General features: G+C 41.3%; 21 protein-coding genes. 8 read left to right on the top strand and 13 right to left on the bottom strand.

Features of this window, described 5'->3' with window-relative positions; genetic code table 11:
- The first annotated feature begins 78 nt into the window (after window positions 1–78).
- Together ACRRMM_RS14130 and ACRRMM_RS14135 are read left to right on the top strand one after the other, a co-directional pair.
- Window positions 79–228: a small, acid-soluble spore protein K gene (locus tag ACRRMM_RS14130; protein ID WP_003217849.1), complete on the top strand. Its 150-nt coding sequence runs from the start codon at window positions 79–81 to the stop codon at window positions 226–228.
- Window positions 229–253: 25 nt separating this feature from the next.
- A complete protein-coding gene (locus ACRRMM_RS14135) occupies window positions 254–427 on the top strand; it encodes a YpzG family protein (RefSeq protein ID WP_003217811.1) in 174 nt (57 codons plus the stop codon).
- 62 nt (window positions 428–489) lie between these two features.
- On the opposite strand, the gene ACRRMM_RS14140 is transcribed toward ACRRMM_RS14135, so the two are convergent.
- Entirely contained in the window at window positions 490–804 is a 315-nt protein-coding gene (locus ACRRMM_RS14140; protein ID WP_282834012.1) for a YfhH family protein, read from the bottom strand.
- A gap of 3 nt (window positions 805–807) precedes the next feature.
- Entirely contained in the window at window positions 808–1,599 is a 792-nt protein-coding gene (gene recX, locus ACRRMM_RS14145) for a recombination regulator RecX (RefSeq protein WP_428828831.1), read from the bottom strand.
- Between the two features lie 95 nt (window positions 1,600–1,694).
- On the opposite strand from recX, the gene ACRRMM_RS14150 reads away from it, so the two are divergent.
- The 3 genes from ACRRMM_RS14150 to ACRRMM_RS14160 all read left to right on the top strand — a co-directional run bounded on the left by ACRRMM_RS14150 (window position 1,695) and on the right by ACRRMM_RS14160 (window position 2,971).
- Window positions 1,695–2,591: a TIGR01777 family oxidoreductase gene (locus tag ACRRMM_RS14150; protein ID WP_428828830.1), complete on the top strand. Its 897-nt coding sequence runs from the start codon at window positions 1,695–1,697 to the stop codon at window positions 2,589–2,591.
- Window positions 2,592–2,643: 52 nt separating this feature from the next.
- Window positions 2,644–2,754, top strand: a complete 111-nt coding sequence (locus tag ACRRMM_RS14155; RefSeq protein WP_017358836.1) for a YfhE family protein — start codon at window positions 2,644–2,646, stop codon at window positions 2,752–2,754.
- Window positions 2,755–2,815: 61 nt separating this feature from the next.
- Window positions 2,816–2,971 (top strand): YfhD family protein, encoded by a 156-nt coding sequence (locus ACRRMM_RS14160; protein ID WP_008341997.1) that lies wholly within the window; start codon window positions 2,816–2,818, stop codon window positions 2,969–2,971.
- Between the two features lie 35 nt (window positions 2,972–3,006).
- On the opposite strand, the gene ACRRMM_RS14165 is transcribed toward ACRRMM_RS14160, so the two are convergent.
- Complete coding sequence (locus ACRRMM_RS14165) at window positions 3,007–3,594, bottom strand: nitroreductase family protein (protein ID WP_024720283.1); 588 nt, start codon at window positions 3,592–3,594, stop codon at window positions 3,007–3,009.
- Between the two features lie 270 nt (window positions 3,595–3,864).
- Between ACRRMM_RS14165 and ACRRMM_RS14170 the strand changes: the two genes are divergently transcribed.
- A complete protein-coding gene (locus ACRRMM_RS14170; protein WP_035391280.1) occupies window positions 3,865–5,121 on the top strand; it encodes a transcriptional regulator in 1,257 nt (418 codons plus the stop codon).
- A 35-nt stretch (window positions 5,122–5,156) separates the two neighbouring features.
- Here ACRRMM_RS14170 and ACRRMM_RS14175 read toward each other — a convergent pair whose 3' ends face one another.
- The 3 genes from ACRRMM_RS14175 to mprF form a co-directional block, all read right to left on the bottom strand.
- Window positions 5,157–5,624 carry a thiol-disulfide oxidoreductase DCC family protein gene (locus tag ACRRMM_RS14175; RefSeq protein WP_007496690.1) on the bottom strand — a complete coding sequence of 156 codons (468 nt, stop codon included), beginning with the start codon at window positions 5,622–5,624 and terminating at the stop codon, window positions 5,157–5,159.
- A 338-nt stretch (window positions 5,625–5,962) separates the two neighbouring features.
- The gene (locus ACRRMM_RS14180) at window positions 5,963–6,511 is read right to left on the bottom strand and encodes a thioredoxin family protein (RefSeq protein WP_008341670.1); all 549 of its coding nucleotides are present in this window, start codon (window positions 6,509–6,511) and stop codon (window positions 5,963–5,965) included.
- Window positions 6,512–6,604: 93 nt separating this feature from the next.
- Window positions 6,605–9,175 carry a bifunctional lysylphosphatidylglycerol flippase/synthetase MprF gene (mprF, locus tag ACRRMM_RS14185; protein WP_428828829.1) on the bottom strand — a complete coding sequence of 857 codons (2,571 nt, stop codon included), beginning with the start codon at window positions 9,173–9,175 and terminating at the stop codon, window positions 6,605–6,607.
- 168 nt (window positions 9,176–9,343) lie between these two features.
- Here mprF and ACRRMM_RS14190 point away from each other — a divergent pair, with 168 nt between their 5' ends.
- Entirely contained in the window at window positions 9,344–9,823 is a 480-nt protein-coding gene (locus ACRRMM_RS14190) for a MarR family transcriptional regulator (protein ID WP_008341672.1), read from the top strand.
- Between the two features lie 17 nt (window positions 9,824–9,840).
- On the opposite strand, the gene ACRRMM_RS14195 is transcribed toward ACRRMM_RS14190, so the two are convergent.
- The 6 genes from ACRRMM_RS14195 to ACRRMM_RS14220 all read right to left on the bottom strand — a co-directional run bounded on the left by ACRRMM_RS14195 (window position 9,841) and on the right by ACRRMM_RS14220 (window position 13,694).
- On the bottom strand, window positions 9,841–10,125 hold the full coding sequence (locus tag ACRRMM_RS14195; RefSeq protein ID WP_048002106.1) for a hypothetical protein: 285 nt from the start codon (window positions 10,123–10,125) through the stop codon (window positions 9,841–9,843).
- A gap of 12 nt (window positions 10,126–10,137) precedes the next feature.
- Window positions 10,138–10,665, bottom strand: a complete 528-nt coding sequence (locus tag ACRRMM_RS14200) for a YfiT family bacillithiol transferase (RefSeq protein WP_048002105.1) — start codon at window positions 10,663–10,665, stop codon at window positions 10,138–10,140.
- Between the two features lie 13 nt (window positions 10,666–10,678).
- Complete coding sequence (locus ACRRMM_RS14205; RefSeq protein ID WP_048002104.1) at window positions 10,679–11,686, bottom strand: zinc-binding alcohol dehydrogenase family protein; 1,008 nt, start codon at window positions 11,684–11,686, stop codon at window positions 10,679–10,681.
- An 89-nt stretch (window positions 11,687–11,775) separates the two neighbouring features.
- A complete protein-coding gene (locus tag ACRRMM_RS14210; RefSeq protein ID WP_048002103.1) occupies window positions 11,776–12,273 on the bottom strand; it encodes a hypothetical protein in 498 nt (165 codons plus the stop codon).
- Window positions 12,274–12,372: 99 nt separating this feature from the next.
- Window positions 12,373–13,131: an anti-sigma factor gene (locus tag ACRRMM_RS14215; RefSeq protein WP_048002102.1), complete on the bottom strand. Its 759-nt coding sequence runs from the start codon at window positions 13,129–13,131 to the stop codon at window positions 12,373–12,375.
- Window positions 13,128–13,694: an RNA polymerase sigma factor gene (locus tag ACRRMM_RS14220; protein WP_017358828.1), complete on the bottom strand. Its 567-nt coding sequence runs from the start codon at window positions 13,692–13,694 to the stop codon at window positions 13,128–13,130. The genes ACRRMM_RS14215 and ACRRMM_RS14220 overlap by 4 nt, the downstream gene beginning before the upstream one ends.
- Window positions 13,695–14,048: 354 nt before the next feature.
- Here ACRRMM_RS14220 and ACRRMM_RS14225 point away from each other — a divergent pair, with 354 nt between their 5' ends.
- Window positions 14,049–14,375, top strand: coding sequence for a YnfA family protein (locus tag ACRRMM_RS14225; RefSeq protein ID WP_007496671.1), 327 nt, complete (start codon window positions 14,049–14,051; stop codon window positions 14,373–14,375).
- Between the two features lie 55 nt (window positions 14,376–14,430).
- On the opposite strand, the gene ACRRMM_RS14230 is transcribed toward ACRRMM_RS14225, so the two are convergent.
- Window positions 14,431–16,146: an ABC transporter ATP-binding protein gene (locus ACRRMM_RS14230; RefSeq protein WP_048002101.1), complete on the bottom strand. Its 1,716-nt coding sequence runs from the start codon at window positions 16,144–16,146 to the stop codon at window positions 14,431–14,433.
- Window positions 16,147–16,151 lie beyond the last annotated feature (5 nt).

Below are 16,151 nucleotides of genomic sequence, written 5' to 3' on the forward strand. Positions count from 1 at the left end.
AAAAAATCTCTTTTTTCATATACTACCCTTACGTCTTCAAAAGACGCAAATGATTTGTATTGTTTGGAGGGAATCAGTATGCGTAATAAAGCAAAGGGCTTTCCAAATCAAGTGAATCACAAGTTTGAAGGCGAACCAGGGGCCACAGATGCTTATGCATCTAAAAGGCCGAACGGTGAGACGAATACACGTCCACAGGAACGTATGAGGGCATCAGGGAAACGCTAATTTTTCCAAAGGGAGTGCTTGAGATATGAGTTCAAATGGGAAATCGTATATGGAAGACTTTGTTCAATTAAGAACAACCGCTTACCCTCAACCATGGGCGAATGCTAAACATTCTGCCTCTCAGGTCAACGGAGAAACGCAGCAAACGCAGCACGACATCGTACTTCAGAACAACGTCCGTAAACAACGTTCGAAGTAAAGAAAAGGACTGATCTCTAGGGATCAGTCCTTTTTCTTCTTACCTCAGCAAATGGCTATTGATCAGTCCTTTTTCGTAAGCATTGAAATCGGCAGGGCATCTTCTTTATTTGGCGCTGATACTCTGTAGCCCCAAGCAAAAACACCATTTAAATACTCCACATAAAACTGCTCGTCTGTATCTTTGATTTGATAAGTCGTTTTGGTCTGAATAGTAGCTGGATCTAATAAATAGGCTTTCGCCATGTCAATTTTCCGCTCCAACACGGCATATTCATTCACAATGCCTAGCTGCTCAGCCTTTCTTGCTTTTTCAGAAAGAGCGGCAATCTCCTGCTTTAATTCGTATTCTGTCATTTCACTATAGCGTTTTTCCATCTGTCATTCCCCTTTGTCTAAAACGTGATCAATTGTATCAAGATCAAATCCTTTTCGGTAAAGGAATTGCTTCACTTTCATTTTTTTCTCAAATGATCCGTCATAACCTACCTTGCGTTTTGCCTTCTCAAGCATATAGTGAAGGGCTTCTTCTTCCTTTCCCTCTTCTTGTCCATCATAGGCTTCTTGAAGGGCTTTATCAATGATATCAAATGAAAATCCTTTTCGCTGAAGCTGCAATTTGATACGCTGTTCAATTTCTTTTGCGGACCGGTTTTTCTCTTTCTTAACCAGCTTCAGCACTTGTTTCACTGCTTCCTCTAGCTGCAAATCATTCGGATATTGCGATAGTGCTTGTTCGATGGTGTCATCGTCTATGCCTTTCAGCTTTAATTCTTTTTTTAGCACTGACGGGCCTTTGCTATTCGTTTTTCGGTGGGTGCTTACATACGCTTCTGCAAATTCAAGATCATTTACATACTTATAATGCTTTAATTTGTGTATAATTTCACTAATAGAAGGTGCTGGTATGTCTTTTTTCGTCAAATAATCGGTGACTTCTTTCACTGATCTCATCCGATACGATAAATAATCGACGGCCTGCTGAAATCCTTTTTTTACTGCATCACCGAATTGAATCTCTATGATATCGGCTTCATCCAGCTCTTTTCCCTTTTTCAAATCATGCTGGATGAGCACATCTAGATCAACGCTAAAAGCGTACTTTTCATCAAGAAAGATGTTCACGCGTTCTGTATTGTTTTTCTGAGCAGAGATTTTCGTAATATAGGGCATCCTGTGATCACTCCTTTTTTCCAACAGTCAGGATGTTTCTTCTGATTCAAAATCGTGAAAGATATAGGTATGTATATGAGAGGAGAAGATGTCAATTGAATATCGCCATTACCGGAGGAACCGGGTTTATCGGCCAGCACGTCACAAAGGTGCTCGCAGCTGAAGGACATCATCTATATATTTTAACAAGAAATCCAAAGGAATCCGAACAAAATCATTTACATTACGTCCAGTGGCTGACAGAAGGTGCTAAGCCTGAACATGAATTGCCTGCGATTGATGTATGGATTAACCTTGCTGGAAAATCCATTTTCACACGCTGGACGGACAAAGCAAAAAAAGGCATTCTCTCCAGCCGTATTCAATCCACACAAGAAGTGAGACGCATTATAGAAGCGCAGGAATCGAAACCGTCTGTGCTCATTCAAGCAAGTGCTGTCGGTATCTACGGCACTTCCAAGACAGAGGATTTTACGGAGGAGGCCCCTCCAGCCGATACAGATTTCTTAAGTTATACGTCAAAACTTTGGGAAGCTGAAGGTCAAAAAATTGAGGCGCTCGGTATTCGCACGGTTTATACACGCTTTGGGGTAGTGCTAGGAGAAAAAGGCACACTTCCTCTTATGACCTTGCCATACAAGCTGTTTGCCGGTGGAACGATTGGCTCTGGCTCGCAATGGGTATCATGGGTTCACGTGGATGATGTAGCACATCTCATTGCGTATGCCATTCACCATGAACACATATCAGGTCCACTCAATGTCACGTCTCCAAATCCTGTTCAAATGAAGCAGCTGGGGCAAACCATTGCATCTGTCCTTCATCGCCCTCACTGGCTGAAGGTGCCGTCCTTTGTCATCAAAACCGCACTTGGCGACATGTCATTGCTTGTTCTAGAAGGCCAACGTGCTCTGCCGAAAAAGGCACTGCTGTCTTCTTATGAATTTTTACACCCTGAGCTAAAAGAAGCGATTTTGCATTCAGAGGAATAAATGTTGTCAAAAACACCCATCCTATTAAAAATGAGATGAGGGGGCGAAATTGATGAAGAAAAAAGAACACCAGCCGACTTCAAAACTGAAGAAAACCCAGGAAGTTCTGTATCAGCAGGAATTCAAAAAAGCGGAAAGAGCAGCAGAAAAAAGAAACAAATAAAACGGATATTCCTCTTTTACAAGCACATAACTAAAGTGATCTTGTAAAGGAGGGAAAAGCTTTGAAAAAAGACCAACACAAAAAATCCAACCACCAGCTTGCGGCACAAGAGACGGATGGCGAATATGTTGAATTTTCCAAAGAACTTGCAGATCCGAATGACGTAAAAGCGATGGCACGTATGAAAGCAGCCGATCAGCGTGCCAAAAAACAATAAGTAAAAAGAAACAGACCTTTTGATAAGGTCTGTTTTTATTTGATTTCAGTTAGCAGGCTTGATGCCTTCTGACGTGACTTTTCCTCAGGCACCTCTTCTGGATAACCAATGTGAAGAATTGCGGCAAAGCGCTCGTTTTCCTTTAATCCCATATCCTGTTGAAACCCTTTGTCGTATAAAATACGGCCGCTCTTCCATACCATACCGATTCCTTGATCCCAAGCCAACAACTGGAAGTTTTGAATGAGCGCACTCACAGCGGCAAAATCATCATTTCTCACAACTGGGTTTTCGTCTTCTTTTAGAACGACAAGTAAAAGTGCTGGTACTTTAGAAAAATAATCTCTGTACTGATTGATCTTTTCTTCTTTTGCGTCTGGGTTGTTGCGTTTAAAGAAAGCAATGAACCGCTCAACAAATACCTCTTTTGCTTCATCCGTCACTGCATATAAAAAACGCCACGGTTCCGTGATTTTATGATTGGGTGCATAGACTGCGTCCTCTAATAATGGCTGAAGCTGTTCAATGCTCACCGGCGTTTCTTTGAATTTTCGAATCGATCGTCTATATCTGACAGCGTCTCGAACCGTTAACGCTTCTGTTTGTTGTTTTGTTTCTGGCATATATGTCATCCTTTCAATCAACCTTAATTGAAATTGATTCTCATTCACATTATAAACATGATCATGTGTTGTTTGCAAATAGGACCTCACCTCTCTGCTAAAAAGTTGTTTGACTTTTTCAAGTAATGTTACAATCATATTACGTTTTAAACAAATTTTGAGAAAAAAGCCAAGATGATGAAATGATTTCAGGTATTTCCACTTTGTCTCATGCGGCTATTTTTTCAAAAAGCTTTCAACCCATGATTGGAAGGGAGGCTTCTGGATGGAATGAAAATCAATATTGGGCAAATCATCAAACTCTATCGTTACAAACAAAATATGACCCAATCGGAGTTGGCAGAAGGAATTTGTTCTGTCTCTCATTTAAGTAAAATTGAAAATGGCTCAAAAGAGGCCAATCAAGATACGATCAATCTTTTGCTTGAACGGCTTGGAATTAGTCAAGAAACGCTGTCGCAAAAGGCGCGTCACCTGCTGTCATTGCTCGATGAGTTTCAAATGAACATGTATTTCTATGCGCTCGATCAAGCAGAGCAAAATGCAGAAATGATCATTCATCACGAGGAACAGTTCTTTTCGCTAGATTTAGGGATTCAGTATCATTTGTCCTTATTTCAATTTTATTTATTAACAGAAAAACAGCAGCTTGCCTTAAAAACGCACCGCGTGCTTAAGAAGTTTGAAAAAACCTTTATTGACACAGAAAAAGAAACGTTTGAATATCTAGATGGCATCCATCAGATTAAAATCGGTCAGCTCGAAGAAGGATTGAAAAGACTTGAAAGCTGCTTTTCTTACGCTTCTGTTGAACAGAGTGACCTGTATTATCACTATGCAAAAGCACTTGGAGCTATGGGGCATCTCGGTGATGCGCTTGAGGCCACACATCAAGCAATGGATTTGTATAGACAAAAAAATAATTTCAAGCGGGTCATCCATTGTACACTCATTCATGGGGTCATCTCACTGGAATTAAAGGCCTTTCAAACAGCTAAAAGATATTTAAAAGAAGTGATTTTACACACGTCGCTTCACCCTGATGCTTATATTAAGATGACAGCTTATTTTTATTACGGGGTTCTCTTAAAACGCCAAGGAGATTTCTCATCCGCTGTGCCTTATTTACTAGATTCACTCAATTATTTTAATCAAGAACAGATAGAAGATCGTTACTGTGAAACGCTTTATGAAATCGCGACATTGTATGCGGAATATGATCGCAAAAAGGCGCTTCCATACATACACGAGCTGCTCAAACAGCCTCGTATTCAACCAAACTGTTTATATATGATTAAAATCTATAAATTGATGATTGAAGAGAATCCTCATGATTTGAAAACTTATTTAGTAGAAGCAGCGATTCCTTACTTTGAACACAATCAGCTCCACAATGAGTACTTGTTTGCTCTTAGAACCTTGCTTTCCTATGCGGCTTCTGAGCTTGATAAGCGTGCATATATGTCTTACACAACGAAGCTGCTTGATCACTTAGCATCATTTATCCCATATTACAAAAAAGCATGACCTTCTGCCGATCGAAGGTCATGCTTTTTCTATGATTAGATGGTCTTTTGTTGATCTGTATCGGGACGGGTGACTTGTTCGACAGAATGAATGTACCGTTTTCTCGCAAAATAATCGTAAGCATGCTGCCCAAAGCCAAGCCAAATGCTGAGTACAATGAATGGGACCGTTCCCCATAATGCAGGGATATGACAAGCCATTCTCAGCCACGTATAAATCCCTGAGTTTTTTTGATTTTTCGCTAAGGAAATAGACACGATTCGTTTCTCTGCCTTCTCTTCACTAATTTTATTCAGTCTCAGCAGCTGTGAGTGTCTAAATGATTCAAAGTGAATTCGGTTTTTCCAATCGAGTGATTTCAACAGGTCAATGGCTTTTGCACATGAAGGACTTTGTCCGTCATAAAACACAAGCAGTCTGAGTGATTTGATGGAACGCTGTTCTCTTTTCTTTGATTCAGCGAGCTTCTTTTTTTCTTGATCGAGATAGATGATTTTTTTCATAAATTGATCGCCAGCCCTTTTCCTTCATTTATTTTCTTTAGTTCGTTCAAAGGAGATTACAACTAGATTACTATAGTTGCTGGGCCTCTTGTATTGGGAAAAAGCCATCCGACGTGCGTTATATGAGCCTTTAGATAAGGGCAAAATAGCTGTTTTCATGGCATATATGAGGTTTTTCAACTAAAAGTGGTTGGGAAAATCGTGATGCTTTGCGGTTTTCTGCGGTATTTGATAGAATTCTGCGGTTTTTCTACATCTTTATGCGGTGTTTTGTAGGTGAAACGCAAAAACAAGATAAAAAAAGACTACTTCCCATTGCGGCGAAGTAGTCTTTTGGTTTATATTTTTGCCAAAACTTCTACTATTTCTTTCTCAATATCTTTCCATAAGTAACGATCTGTCGTATAGTGATGTGCGGCTTCTTTCGCAAACACTTTAAATGCCTCCTCAAAATCGGGTGCATCTTTATCCGGCTTTTTCTCGTCGACAAAGCGCTGAGCTTCTGCTGAGCGAGGTCCCCATTTCCCCACTTCTTTCCCGTCCTGATCAATGATGACGATAATCGGAATCGATCTTGCGGTCCCGTTCGTTAAATACTGATCCATCAGGTCTAGGTGCTCGTCCCGAATGAAATAGCGCGCATCAATCAGTGCTTCATTTGCAATACGCATGAAAATAGGTACATTGACCATCGCATCACCGCACCAATCTGCCGTGATCACAAGCGCTCTGAGCTTTTTCTTTTGAAGTTTTTGAAGCAGCTCTTTTTCCTTTTGATGAATTGCGTACTGGTTGTACACCGTGAGTAAGTTTTCACGATTTTTCTCCATGTTGTGTACATATGTACGTTCAGCTAATCCCTTTGTAAACCATTCATTTAGTGTCATGTGAACATCCCCCTTACCCTTCAACTTTACCACTTTTGCTATTCTTTTGTCTAAAAAAACCTTCACCTAGTGAAAGGTAAAGGTTCTCTGGACTTATGGACGCCGTTTTCGATTTGGGTCCATTCCTATCAGCTTAGTGACGAGCACCATTGTGACAGGCAGTGATGTATTCTTTTTATACGCTAAATATTTTCCGCGCCATTCTGGTTTATATTTCTGTTTAAACGACCGTAAGCCGCTGAAACTATACATATATCTGACGTTATTGAAGATGACACTCGCCAAACGTTCTGTCAGAAAGGACTGGTGGAACGTGCCAACATTCGATAATGGCGCCATTCCCATGTTAAAGGATGTGTAGCCTTTTTCTTTCGCCCATTGAAAAAGGTGGATAAAGAGTGCATCCATCATCCCATTCGGTGCATCATGCATATGACGCATGAGGTCGATGGATATCTCTCCTTTTTGGTACATCGGCATTAAGGACACAAAAGATATGATCTGTCCTTGTTCATCCTTTAAAATCGCAATCGGTGCTTTTTGAATGTAGTCTTCATGGAAATAGCCTAATGAAAATCCTTTTTCTTTTTTCTTGCCCAGCCAGCTGTCAGAGATTTGTTTTAAGGTTGCAATCAATTCCTCTGAAAAGGGTGGCTCCAGCATTTCAAACGTATAGCCTTCTCGTTCAAATTTATTTGCGACAGCCCGTAAGTTTGATTTTTTCTTTCCTGACAAAGAGAACGTTTCTAAATCGACCATGGCTTCTTCTCCAAGCTTAAAGAAGTGAAAACCTAGGTCATGATAAAGCGCCATTCCTTCACGTTCTACTTGATAAAAAGCGACACGATAGCCTGCTTTTTCTGTCTGCTCCAAAAATTCTTCTAGTACAAGCGGATAAGAGGCTTTACGGCCAGAAGGATCTCCAAGCACAATAACGCAACGGCCAATCCGGCCAAACTGAAGCATCGCCTCTCCATCACTTGAGAAAAACAGTTTTTTGTCTCCCAAAAAACCTAGATGACTAAGAGCATTTCCTCCCTTTTCTTCGAGAAAAGTTTTTAATTTTTCTTCATCGGCTTCTTCGCCGATTGGAACTGCTTTTTTATTAAAAATCAATTTGCTAATGAAAAAGAAAAGAGGGACGCCAATTAAAGCAATCATACTGGTCATCGTGATATGCCGTTCATTATGAACCAAATAGTCCTTGCTTAGAAAATGACCAATTTTCATCCAAATGAAGTTTCCAATGACATTATAGTTAAACAACACGAGTAAATATCCGGCGGCGGCGGCCACAAACTGATTCAAAGAATAAGGCGCCTGCTGCTTCACAAATTGATTTCGAAGCGAGAAAAATACCACCATGATGACCGGCAATATAAAGATCAAACTCAGGTTAAACCCTTTTAGTAAAGTAAACACAAAGCCGCCTGCTAGGGCAATCATTGTCAATAGATAAGACCGTTTTGTTCTTTTATACACTTCAATGGACAAAATCATTAAAATGATCCCGAACATTAAAGAAAGACCATTAAATCCTGATAACAAAAAGCGTGGAATGGTTGTAATCACACCTAAACGATCAACAGGAAGCACAACGGAAGCCATAATGAGCAAACCGCTTCCAAACGTTAAAATGGACAAAGATCCGTACAATAAACGGATGAGCAGCGCTCGGTGCAACACAATTAAGACGTTTGTTGTTTCAATAGCAGGCGCCATTCTCGGATTGCCTTCAAGACGCCTGAGTGTTGTTCCAGTTAAATCGTATGCCGCTAGACAAAGTCCAAGAATAAACGGGAAAATGGAGTAAACGAAGCGGTACAAGACAAGCGCTGTCAGCACCATCTCTTTATCAAACCCAATGTATTGCATACTGAGTAAAAAGATCAGATCAAACGAACCAAATCCGCCCGGAACCATACTAATTAAACCGCCGATTGACGCAATCGCAAAGACGCCTAATACAATTCGGACATCAACGTTCATCCCCATAGAGACAACAGCCATGTACATGACAAGACCAGCTGCCAGCCACTCTAAAAACGATGCACCAATATAAGCATAGATCGGGTGCTTCAGTCCGTTTTCACCGCTCTCAATCGAGCTTTTTCGAATGGACGCCATGATGATGTAAATGGGCACAATACAAGCAAAAATAATGACAAATGCCCATAACCACGGCTCCTGACTAATAATACTTTCAACTGGCAGGACCCTAACTAAAATCAAATCACTGAAAATAGATAAGCCTAGCAGAACGGAGGATGTTAAAAGGGCTATGCCTTTCAGCAGTTTTTTCGTATCGGTTATGTATTCCTTGTATAGAAGCGTTCTAAGCCCTGCTCCTGATAAACCACCGAATCCAAGTACACTGTTAAAGGAGTTGGCGATCCAAGAAATTCGGATCGTTTTCCAGCCGCTGATGGGCATATCAAGGCTTTTTCTTAAAATAAAATCATATAAGGACATGGATAAAACAGCGACAAGTCCAAGAAAGACAAGAATAAACAAGTCCATTCGATTCAAGCTGTCAATAATATAAAACGTCTTTTTAATGGAAAGGCCGCTCAGCTCCTGCTTGGCGACAAAAATTAAGACAAGGATGATCACGATCGGAAAGAGCATTTTTAAGATCGTCATACCCGTTTTTTTGTTCCACATGTTTTTCCCAACTTTCTAAGTTGCTTCATTAATTTCAACTGACCATTATTATACAACAAATACCACTTAATTCATGCAGTTTAACATTCAAAAGCTTCATGATACTTTCAATTAGAAGTAAAAATCAGTAATATAAAGAAAAGAGCCGCTTAAAGGAAGTGAACAAGCGTGGAATATAATATTCATGACACCACCGTACTAAAAGAGGAAATCCTATCTCCTGAGGAAAAAAAGACATGGGTGCTGTATATGAAAGTGCTCACTGCTGCAGGACTTGGAGATGTTTCTGAATGGATGAAGCTTGATATGAGTATGCCTCAAATGAAAGTGCTCATGCTGCTCAATAACCATGGCTCTCTTAAGGTGTCCGAAATTGCTGAAAAAATGGGGGCTTCTTTGTCCAATATGACAGGGCTGCTTGATCGGTTAGAACAATCGAACTTTGTGGAACGAAAGCATTCTGAGCGTGACCGTCGAATCATTGTCGTAGAATTGACAGAGGAAGCGAAAAATATTTTCAGAAGTATTTATCAAAAAGGGCATGAAAAAATTAAAAATTCCCTGCAACGGCTCAATGACGAAGAAAAAGAAAAAGTCAATGAAGGTCTAGCCATTTTAGAAAAAGCACTTCGTCCTGAACGTGGCTAAAAAAGGAAAAAAGACGGTCACTTGAAGTCCGTCTTTTTTATTTCTTCTTTTTCTTGTTTATCTGGGGTGAAAAGATATTGACGAATGACTTCCCGGTCATCCCACAAAAGATAACCTAAACCGATAATGAGAAAAATGATGCTGATCCACGTACCGCCTGGGAGTATATCTTCCAGTTCCTCGATCGTTCTTACTGTGCTTACATTTCCACCATAACGAATCTCAAACAAAACGAATTTTGCTATATAAAACAATGCCGCCATGCAGATAAACATAGCGCCGACAATTCTTCTACTAGACATGTGTTGACTCCTTTACTTCCACTGATTTCTTTTGATTAATTCCGTGATATGGGCGAGATGATGCTGTGAATGCCAGACGTACATTCCTGTTGCATCATATAAGGACACCGTTTGTTGATCGGCTGGATGGTAATATGCAGCGTTGAAATCTTCCTCTGTCATCTCGCGAAGTAATGCGACCCACCTGCGATGCAGACTGCTGATTAACGGCAGTGATAGACTGATAGACGCCTTGCTGTCAGGAAGTGAAGCAAATGCCTCCTGATCATATGGACGTATGTGCGGTGTTTCTTCTGTCAGCGCAAGTTTAAATCGCAAGTAGGCGTTCAGATGGCTGTCCGCTACATGGTGAATGAGCTGACGAACGGTCCATCCTCCTGGCCGATATGGGGTATCCAGCTGATCATTTGTCAATGGGACAACTGAATCTTCATACTTTTGAGGAATGAGTGCCAGCTCATCAATCCATGCCTCCAGCTGCTTTTTCGTTTGTTGGTCCACCGGTTCGTATAAGCCAATCGGATATTGTAATGATGTCATCTGCTGCCCCTCCTTAAAATCCTTCTAGAACAAATTTACCTATCATCTTCCCTTGCTCAAGTGTTTGATGTGCCTGCTTCAAATTGGCGGCATTGATGGGGCTGAGCACCTTTGTTAATGTATGTTTTAACTTCTTCTCTTCAAATAATGTACTCGCTTCTTTTAAAAGCTCATGCTGCTTCATCATATCCGAGGTTTTGTACATCGGCCGTGTGAACATGAATTCCCATACAAATGCAGCACTTTTATTTTTGAGTAATTGAATGTCTAAATGGTGCTGATTTTCAACAATGGTACAGATCGTCCCTTGAGGTTTAATCGCTTCTGCCATCCCTTTGAAATGGCCATCTGTATCATTTAAGCATAAAATGTAATCCACTTCGCCAATCCCTTTTTCCTGAAGCTGCGCTAAGAGCGGCTGGTGATGGTCAATGATATGATCAGCCCCTAATGAGAGACACCATTCATTTGTTTCAGGTCTTGATGCAGTGGCGATCACAGTCGCCTTTGCTAATTTGGCGAGTTGAATGGCGATAGAGCCCACTCCGCCTGCACCACCGATGATCAGCAAGGTCGAGCCTTCTGCATTCCGCTTCATATGCATTCGGTCGAATAGCGCTTCATATGCCGTAATTGTTGTAAGAGGCATGGCAGCTGCTTCAGCAAAAGAGAGATTTGCAGGCTTTTTCGCCACAATTCTCTCATCCACAAGCTGGTATTCACTATTTGAGCCTTGTCGCGTGATATCTCCTGCGTAATAGACGTGGTCACCCGGCTGAAACAACGTACACGCTTCGCCCACTTCCACCACCGTACCGCTTGCATCGTAGCCAAGAATTTTCAATTCATCTTCTTTCTGATTCTTCGGTGACCTCACCTTTGTATCCACTGGATTCACCGACACAGCCTCTACTTTCACCAAAATATCCTTGCCAGCTGCTTTGGGCTTTGCCACCTCCTGATCGATCAAGCTTTGTTCATGCTCAATTGGCAAATACTCAAATAATCCAACTGCTTTCACTCGCTCGCACTCCCTTTCTCCATGCTTCTTTTCCACATTTTATCATACATTTCTGCTGCTGATGGATCAGTCAGCAAGCGATTGCACATTTAGGATTTCTTCAAAGCCCTTCGTTCCCTCATGATGTAAGAAGGACGAGCCTTTTGTAAAGAGAGGACATAGGTGAACCAGCCGCTCGATTTAAAAAAGTACTGAACATAATAAAACTGAATGTGCTGTAAGAAAACGACGATGAACAGAAAAATTGTGAATAATAGCGTCACAATGTCTCCCTGCATCCATCCACTGATCAATACCATCACAAAACCGAGCATCATGAGCTGTTCGAGCCTCTGCATGATCTGGACAACGAGATGTCCCCGTTTGGTTAGGTCACCTGATTGACGCTTTCGAATGTTTCTTGATTTATAAAACCATACGATACTTGTCACTAAATGATGAATGATAAAAAGAGCGATCATGACCATAAGTAAAGGAGTTGATTTAAAAAGATCTTTTATAATGAATGGGATCACCAAAAAATAAAATGCGGTAAATGCGTGTCTACCTGATAAGAGAAATAGTTGTTTTTCTATGTATCGCTGCATGTGTCTCACCTCTATATGTAGTACGTCTCATTTGTCATAAGGTTCCTTCTGCCTATCAAAAAAGGATGCCCTGAAAAAGGCATCCTTCATGAATCAAGCTTAAAATGCAGCACTCAGTACGACAGGGCCTTGCGGAAGCTTGTTATCCTTTTTTGGTTCAAGGGTGACAGCCACAGTATCCCATGATTCGTTTGCTTCTTTTTCAGATAACGCATAGGTGACGGTGCCCTCCCCTTTGCTATCTGTTTTAAAGGCACCGGCCGGAACAGGCTGATCTCCTTTAATGAGCCATACTTGATAAACAGCTGATGAATCAAGCTGATCTTTTAATCCGTCGGCACTCACGACAAGCTCTTTTTTGCCGTGATGCTCAATCACTGAAAAAGCACCCGTTGTTTTTGCTGATTCGGCAGATGCCAGTGATTTTGTCGCAACAACTTTGATAGATTCTTCTGCTTGATCTGTTCCATTTGTTAAGAAATAAACGTTCCCAGCTGCAGAAATGAGAAGCAGTGCGGCAACGAGAGGCAAAAGCCATTGATTTTTTTTCTTCATTGGCGGTTTCATCTCATTTGCATCACGAACCATTTTGAGATCTTGAGGCGGGTTCGATGTTGCAGCGATTGTTGTCTCTCGTATCTCTTCTTCAAATACCCTGGATAAAATGCGGTCTTTCATCCCTGCCGGAGGCGTTTCGTCCTCTGCTAGAAACGGAATATCAGACATGAGCGATGTCAGTTCTTCAAGCTCTTCTTTGCAATCCGAGCAATGTTTGATGTGCTCTTCAAACTGCGCCTTTTCTTCTCCTTGTAAATGCCCGTTAAAGTAATCAATGACTTGATGTTTACACTGAGTCATGCCTCTTCCTCCTTTCCTCCGCGAGACAGTTTCGTTCGTAAATGCTTCAATGACAATCGAACTCTTCCCTTCACCGTTCCAATAGGAATGCCTAGTTTTTCCGCAATGCTCTTTTGTGTCATTCCTTTAAAATAGACATCTTCGATGATGGTTTGCTGTTCTTTCGACAATGTTGATACTGCTTCACGTATGATTTGTTTTTCTTCGTTCCATTCTACTTCTTTTGACACATCTTCTTGATGATCTGCCAAGTATTCAATATGCTCATCTTCAAGAGCTGTTTCATTTCGGTGTTTCCTTAATAGATCGATTGCCGTGTTTCGTGACATCATAAATAACCATGAGGAAAATTTCCCTTTATCTGTATTGTATTCTCCTATGCCGCGCCAGAGCTTGATAAAGACTTCTTGAAGCACTTCCTCCGCCAGCTCACGGTTTCCAGTCATTTTATAAATAAACGAATATAACACACGTTCATAGCGATCGTACAATAATTCAAGCGAGGGCTTATGTCGATCATGTTTGATCTTGTGATACAGCTCAAAATCCTTCAGTGTGTCCATGGTCATCTCCTTCCTTTTTCATGAGAAAGAGCATTATGCATTCATCATGAAATCTTCACGTATGGCTCATCACTCAAATTGCTGAGATAAGCCTCCTTTGTACTTTACTCTTTTTTCAAGAAGAAAAAAAGGGCGCTGAAAAAGGAAATGTGTTCCTCATGAGAATGTACATACTCAACGGATGGATTGACCATTTGGATCACCCGCCTCATTGAAAGTCAAGAATCCATGTGTTTCATTCACTGTTCAGTTGATTTTAGCAAACTCTCATTCGTCTCTCAATTTACATCAGGTAGAACGCACCCTTTCAACATGTCATAATAGAACGAAACAGGAGAACTGGAGTGTCCGAAAATGATTGTAACGATTGTTCTTTTTTTATTAGCTGGTCTGGCTGAAATAGGCGGCGGTTATCTTGTCTGGCTGTGGCTGCGTGAAGCAAAACCCGTCAGCTACGGAATCGCAGGTAGCCTCATCTTGGTCGCTTACGGCGTCATCCCTACATTCCAGCAGTTCCCGACCTTTGGGCGGGTTTATGCGGCCTATGGCGGTGTTTTTGTCGTTCTCGCTGTGTTTTGGGGCTGGTGGGTCGATCGCAAAACCCCTGATATGTACGACTGGATGGGTGCTTTGATCTGTTTAGCTGGTGTCAGTGTGATGTTATTTGCCCCCCGCAGTTAATGGTCGGATGATGATCACACGCTAAAAAGCCGGCAATATGCCGGCTTTTCCTCTTTTACATTCTAAATTGTGTTTCATACAAACGCCGGTACATCCCGTCCATTTCCAGCAGGTCTTCATGCCTGCCTTGCTCCTTGATGCCCTCTTTTGTCAAAACCACAATCCGGTCAGCATGCTGGATGGTCGCTAGGCGATGCGCAATAATAAACGTGGTTCGTCCTTCAGATAGTTCTTCAAGTGAGCCCTGAATAAAGGATTCTGTCTCCGTATCCAGAGATGATGTGGCTTCATCTAAAATAAAAATTGGCGGATTTTTAAGGAAAATACGTGCAATGGAGATACGCTGTTTTTGTCCGCCAGATAACATCATTCCGCGTTCACCGATAATCGTATCAAGCCCATTTGGCAAGCTATTTACAAGATCCTTCAGTTGGGCTTTCTCCACTGCCTGCCACACTTCTTCATCAGATGCATCGAGTTTTCCGTATAAAATGTTTTCTCGGATGGTCCCATGGAATAAATAAATATCTTGCTGGACGACACCAATTTGTCTCCGCAGCGAAGGCAGTGTCATCTTTCTTGTCTCTATGCCATCAATTGTAATGGTACCCTCCTGCCATTCGTAAAAGCGTGGCAGCAAACTACAAAGCGTCGATTTCCCAGCACCAGAGGGACCTACGACCGCAATGGTCTCTCCTTGTTTCACCTCAAGATTGATGTCATGAAGAACCGGTTTGTCTGATTCATATTGAAAAGACACATGCTCAAAAACGATATCCCCATTTAACTGATCAACTTCAATGGCATCATCCGCGTCCTTTTCATCAGGTGATTGATCGATGAGTGATGCAAATCGTTTAAAGCCCGCTGCACCTTTTGGATACATTTCAATGACTGCATTGATTTGTTGAATGGGGCCTAAGAAGATGCCTGTTAATAGTACAAATGACACAAATTCCCCATACGTCATATTTTTTTGCAGCACAAACCATGCGCCGCATACAAGGCCAAACACTGTCACACTCTTAATAAGAAAATGACTAACAGCGGTATGCACAGCCATCATTTGATATGTGGTTAGCTTTGTCTTTCTAAATTGCTCGTTATGTTCAATAAATCGGTCCATTTCATGTGATTCATTTCCGAATGCTTTCACAACCCGTATGCCACTAATATTGTTTTCCACACGTGAATGGAATTGACCAATACTCGAGAACATTTTATCAAAAGCAGCAGACATTTTTTTCGTAAAGTAGACGGATAATCCGATCAAGAATGGAACGACAATAAATGTGAGAACTGCCAGCTGCCAATTAATCGACAGCATCAAGCCAAAGGCACCCGTGAGTGTCATGATAGCGATAAATAAATCCTCCGGGCCATGATGCGCGATTTCTCCAATATCCATTAAATCATTTGTCATACGGGACACGAGTTTTCCCGTTTTCTTTTTGTCAAAGAAGCGAAAGGACATTCTTTGTACATGAGAAAATAGCTGATTCCTCATATCCGTTTCTATATTAATGCCTAATTTGTGCCCAAAATAGGTCACGACATAATGCATCGTAGAGCTGATCACGTATAAACTGAGGAGCAGAATGCCCCAAAACCAAATGGCATCCCAATCACCATTTGGCAGCAAATCGTCCATCACTTTACTGATGGCAAGGGGAAAGGATAATTCGAGTAAGGCTGCCAGTACCGCACAGGAAAAATCTAATATAAACAGCCCCATATATGGTTTGTAGTATGAGAAGAAACGCTTTAACAATTGAC

Origin of the sequence: Bacillus sp. XT-4 (assembly GCF_050864245.1) — a bacterium.
Lineage (GTDB): Bacteria > Bacillota > Bacilli > Bacillales > Bacillaceae > Bacillus > Bacillus altitudinis.

What these genes read in the sequence shown, in the direction of transcription:
- ACRRMM_RS14130 (WP_003217849.1), top strand. Translation starts at nt 79, where the DNA reads ATGCGTAATAAAGCAAAGGGCTTTCCAAATCAAGTGAATCACAAGTTT.
- ACRRMM_RS14135 (WP_003217811.1), top strand. Translation starts at nt 254, where the DNA reads ATGAGTTCAAATGGGAAATCGTATATGGAAGACTTTGTTCAATTAAGA.
- ACRRMM_RS14140 (WP_282834012.1), bottom strand. Translation starts at nt 804, where the DNA reads ATGGAAAAACGCTATAGTGAAATGACAGAATACGAATTAAAGCAGGAG.
- recX (WP_428828831.1), bottom strand. Translation starts at nt 1,599, where the DNA reads ATGCCCTATATTACGAAAATCTCTGCTCAGAAAAACAATACAGAACGC.
- ACRRMM_RS14155 (WP_017358836.1), top strand. Translation starts at nt 2,644, where the DNA reads ATGAAGAAAAAAGAACACCAGCCGACTTCAAAACTGAAGAAAACCCAG.
- ACRRMM_RS14165 (WP_024720283.1), bottom strand. Translation starts at nt 3,594, where the DNA reads ATGCCAGAAACAAAACAACAAACAGAAGCGTTAACGGTTCGAGACGCT.
- ACRRMM_RS14170 (WP_035391280.1), top strand. Translation starts at nt 3,865, where the DNA reads ATGAAAATCAATATTGGGCAAATCATCAAACTCTATCGTTACAAACAA.
- ACRRMM_RS14175 (WP_007496690.1), bottom strand. Translation starts at nt 5,624, where the DNA reads ATGAAAAAAATCATCTATCTCGATCAAGAAAAAAAGAAGCTCGCTGAA.
- ACRRMM_RS14180 (WP_008341670.1), bottom strand. Translation starts at nt 6,511, where the DNA reads ATGACACTAAATGAATGGTTTACAAAGGGATTAGCTGAACGTACATAT.
- mprF (WP_428828829.1), bottom strand. Translation starts at nt 9,175, where the DNA reads ATGTGGAACAAAAAAACGGGTATGACGATCTTAAAAATGCTCTTTCCG.
- ACRRMM_RS14195 (WP_048002106.1), bottom strand. Translation starts at nt 10,125, where the DNA reads ATGTCTAGTAGAAGAATTGTCGGCGCTATGTTTATCTGCATGGCGGCA.
- ACRRMM_RS14200 (WP_048002105.1), bottom strand. Translation starts at nt 10,665, where the DNA reads ATGACATCATTACAATATCCGATTGGCTTATACGAACCGGTGGACCAA.
- ACRRMM_RS14210 (WP_048002103.1), bottom strand. Translation starts at nt 12,273, where the DNA reads ATGCAGCGATACATAGAAAAACAACTATTTCTCTTATCAGGTAGACAC.
- ACRRMM_RS14215 (WP_048002102.1), bottom strand. Translation starts at nt 13,131, where the DNA reads ATGACTCAGTGTAAACATCAAGTCATTGATTACTTTAACGGGCATTTA.
- ACRRMM_RS14220 (WP_017358828.1), bottom strand. Translation starts at nt 13,694, where the DNA reads ATGGACACACTGAAGGATTTTGAGCTGTATCACAAGATCAAACATGAT.
- ACRRMM_RS14225 (WP_007496671.1), top strand. Translation starts at nt 14,049, where the DNA reads ATGATTGTAACGATTGTTCTTTTTTTATTAGCTGGTCTGGCTGAAATA.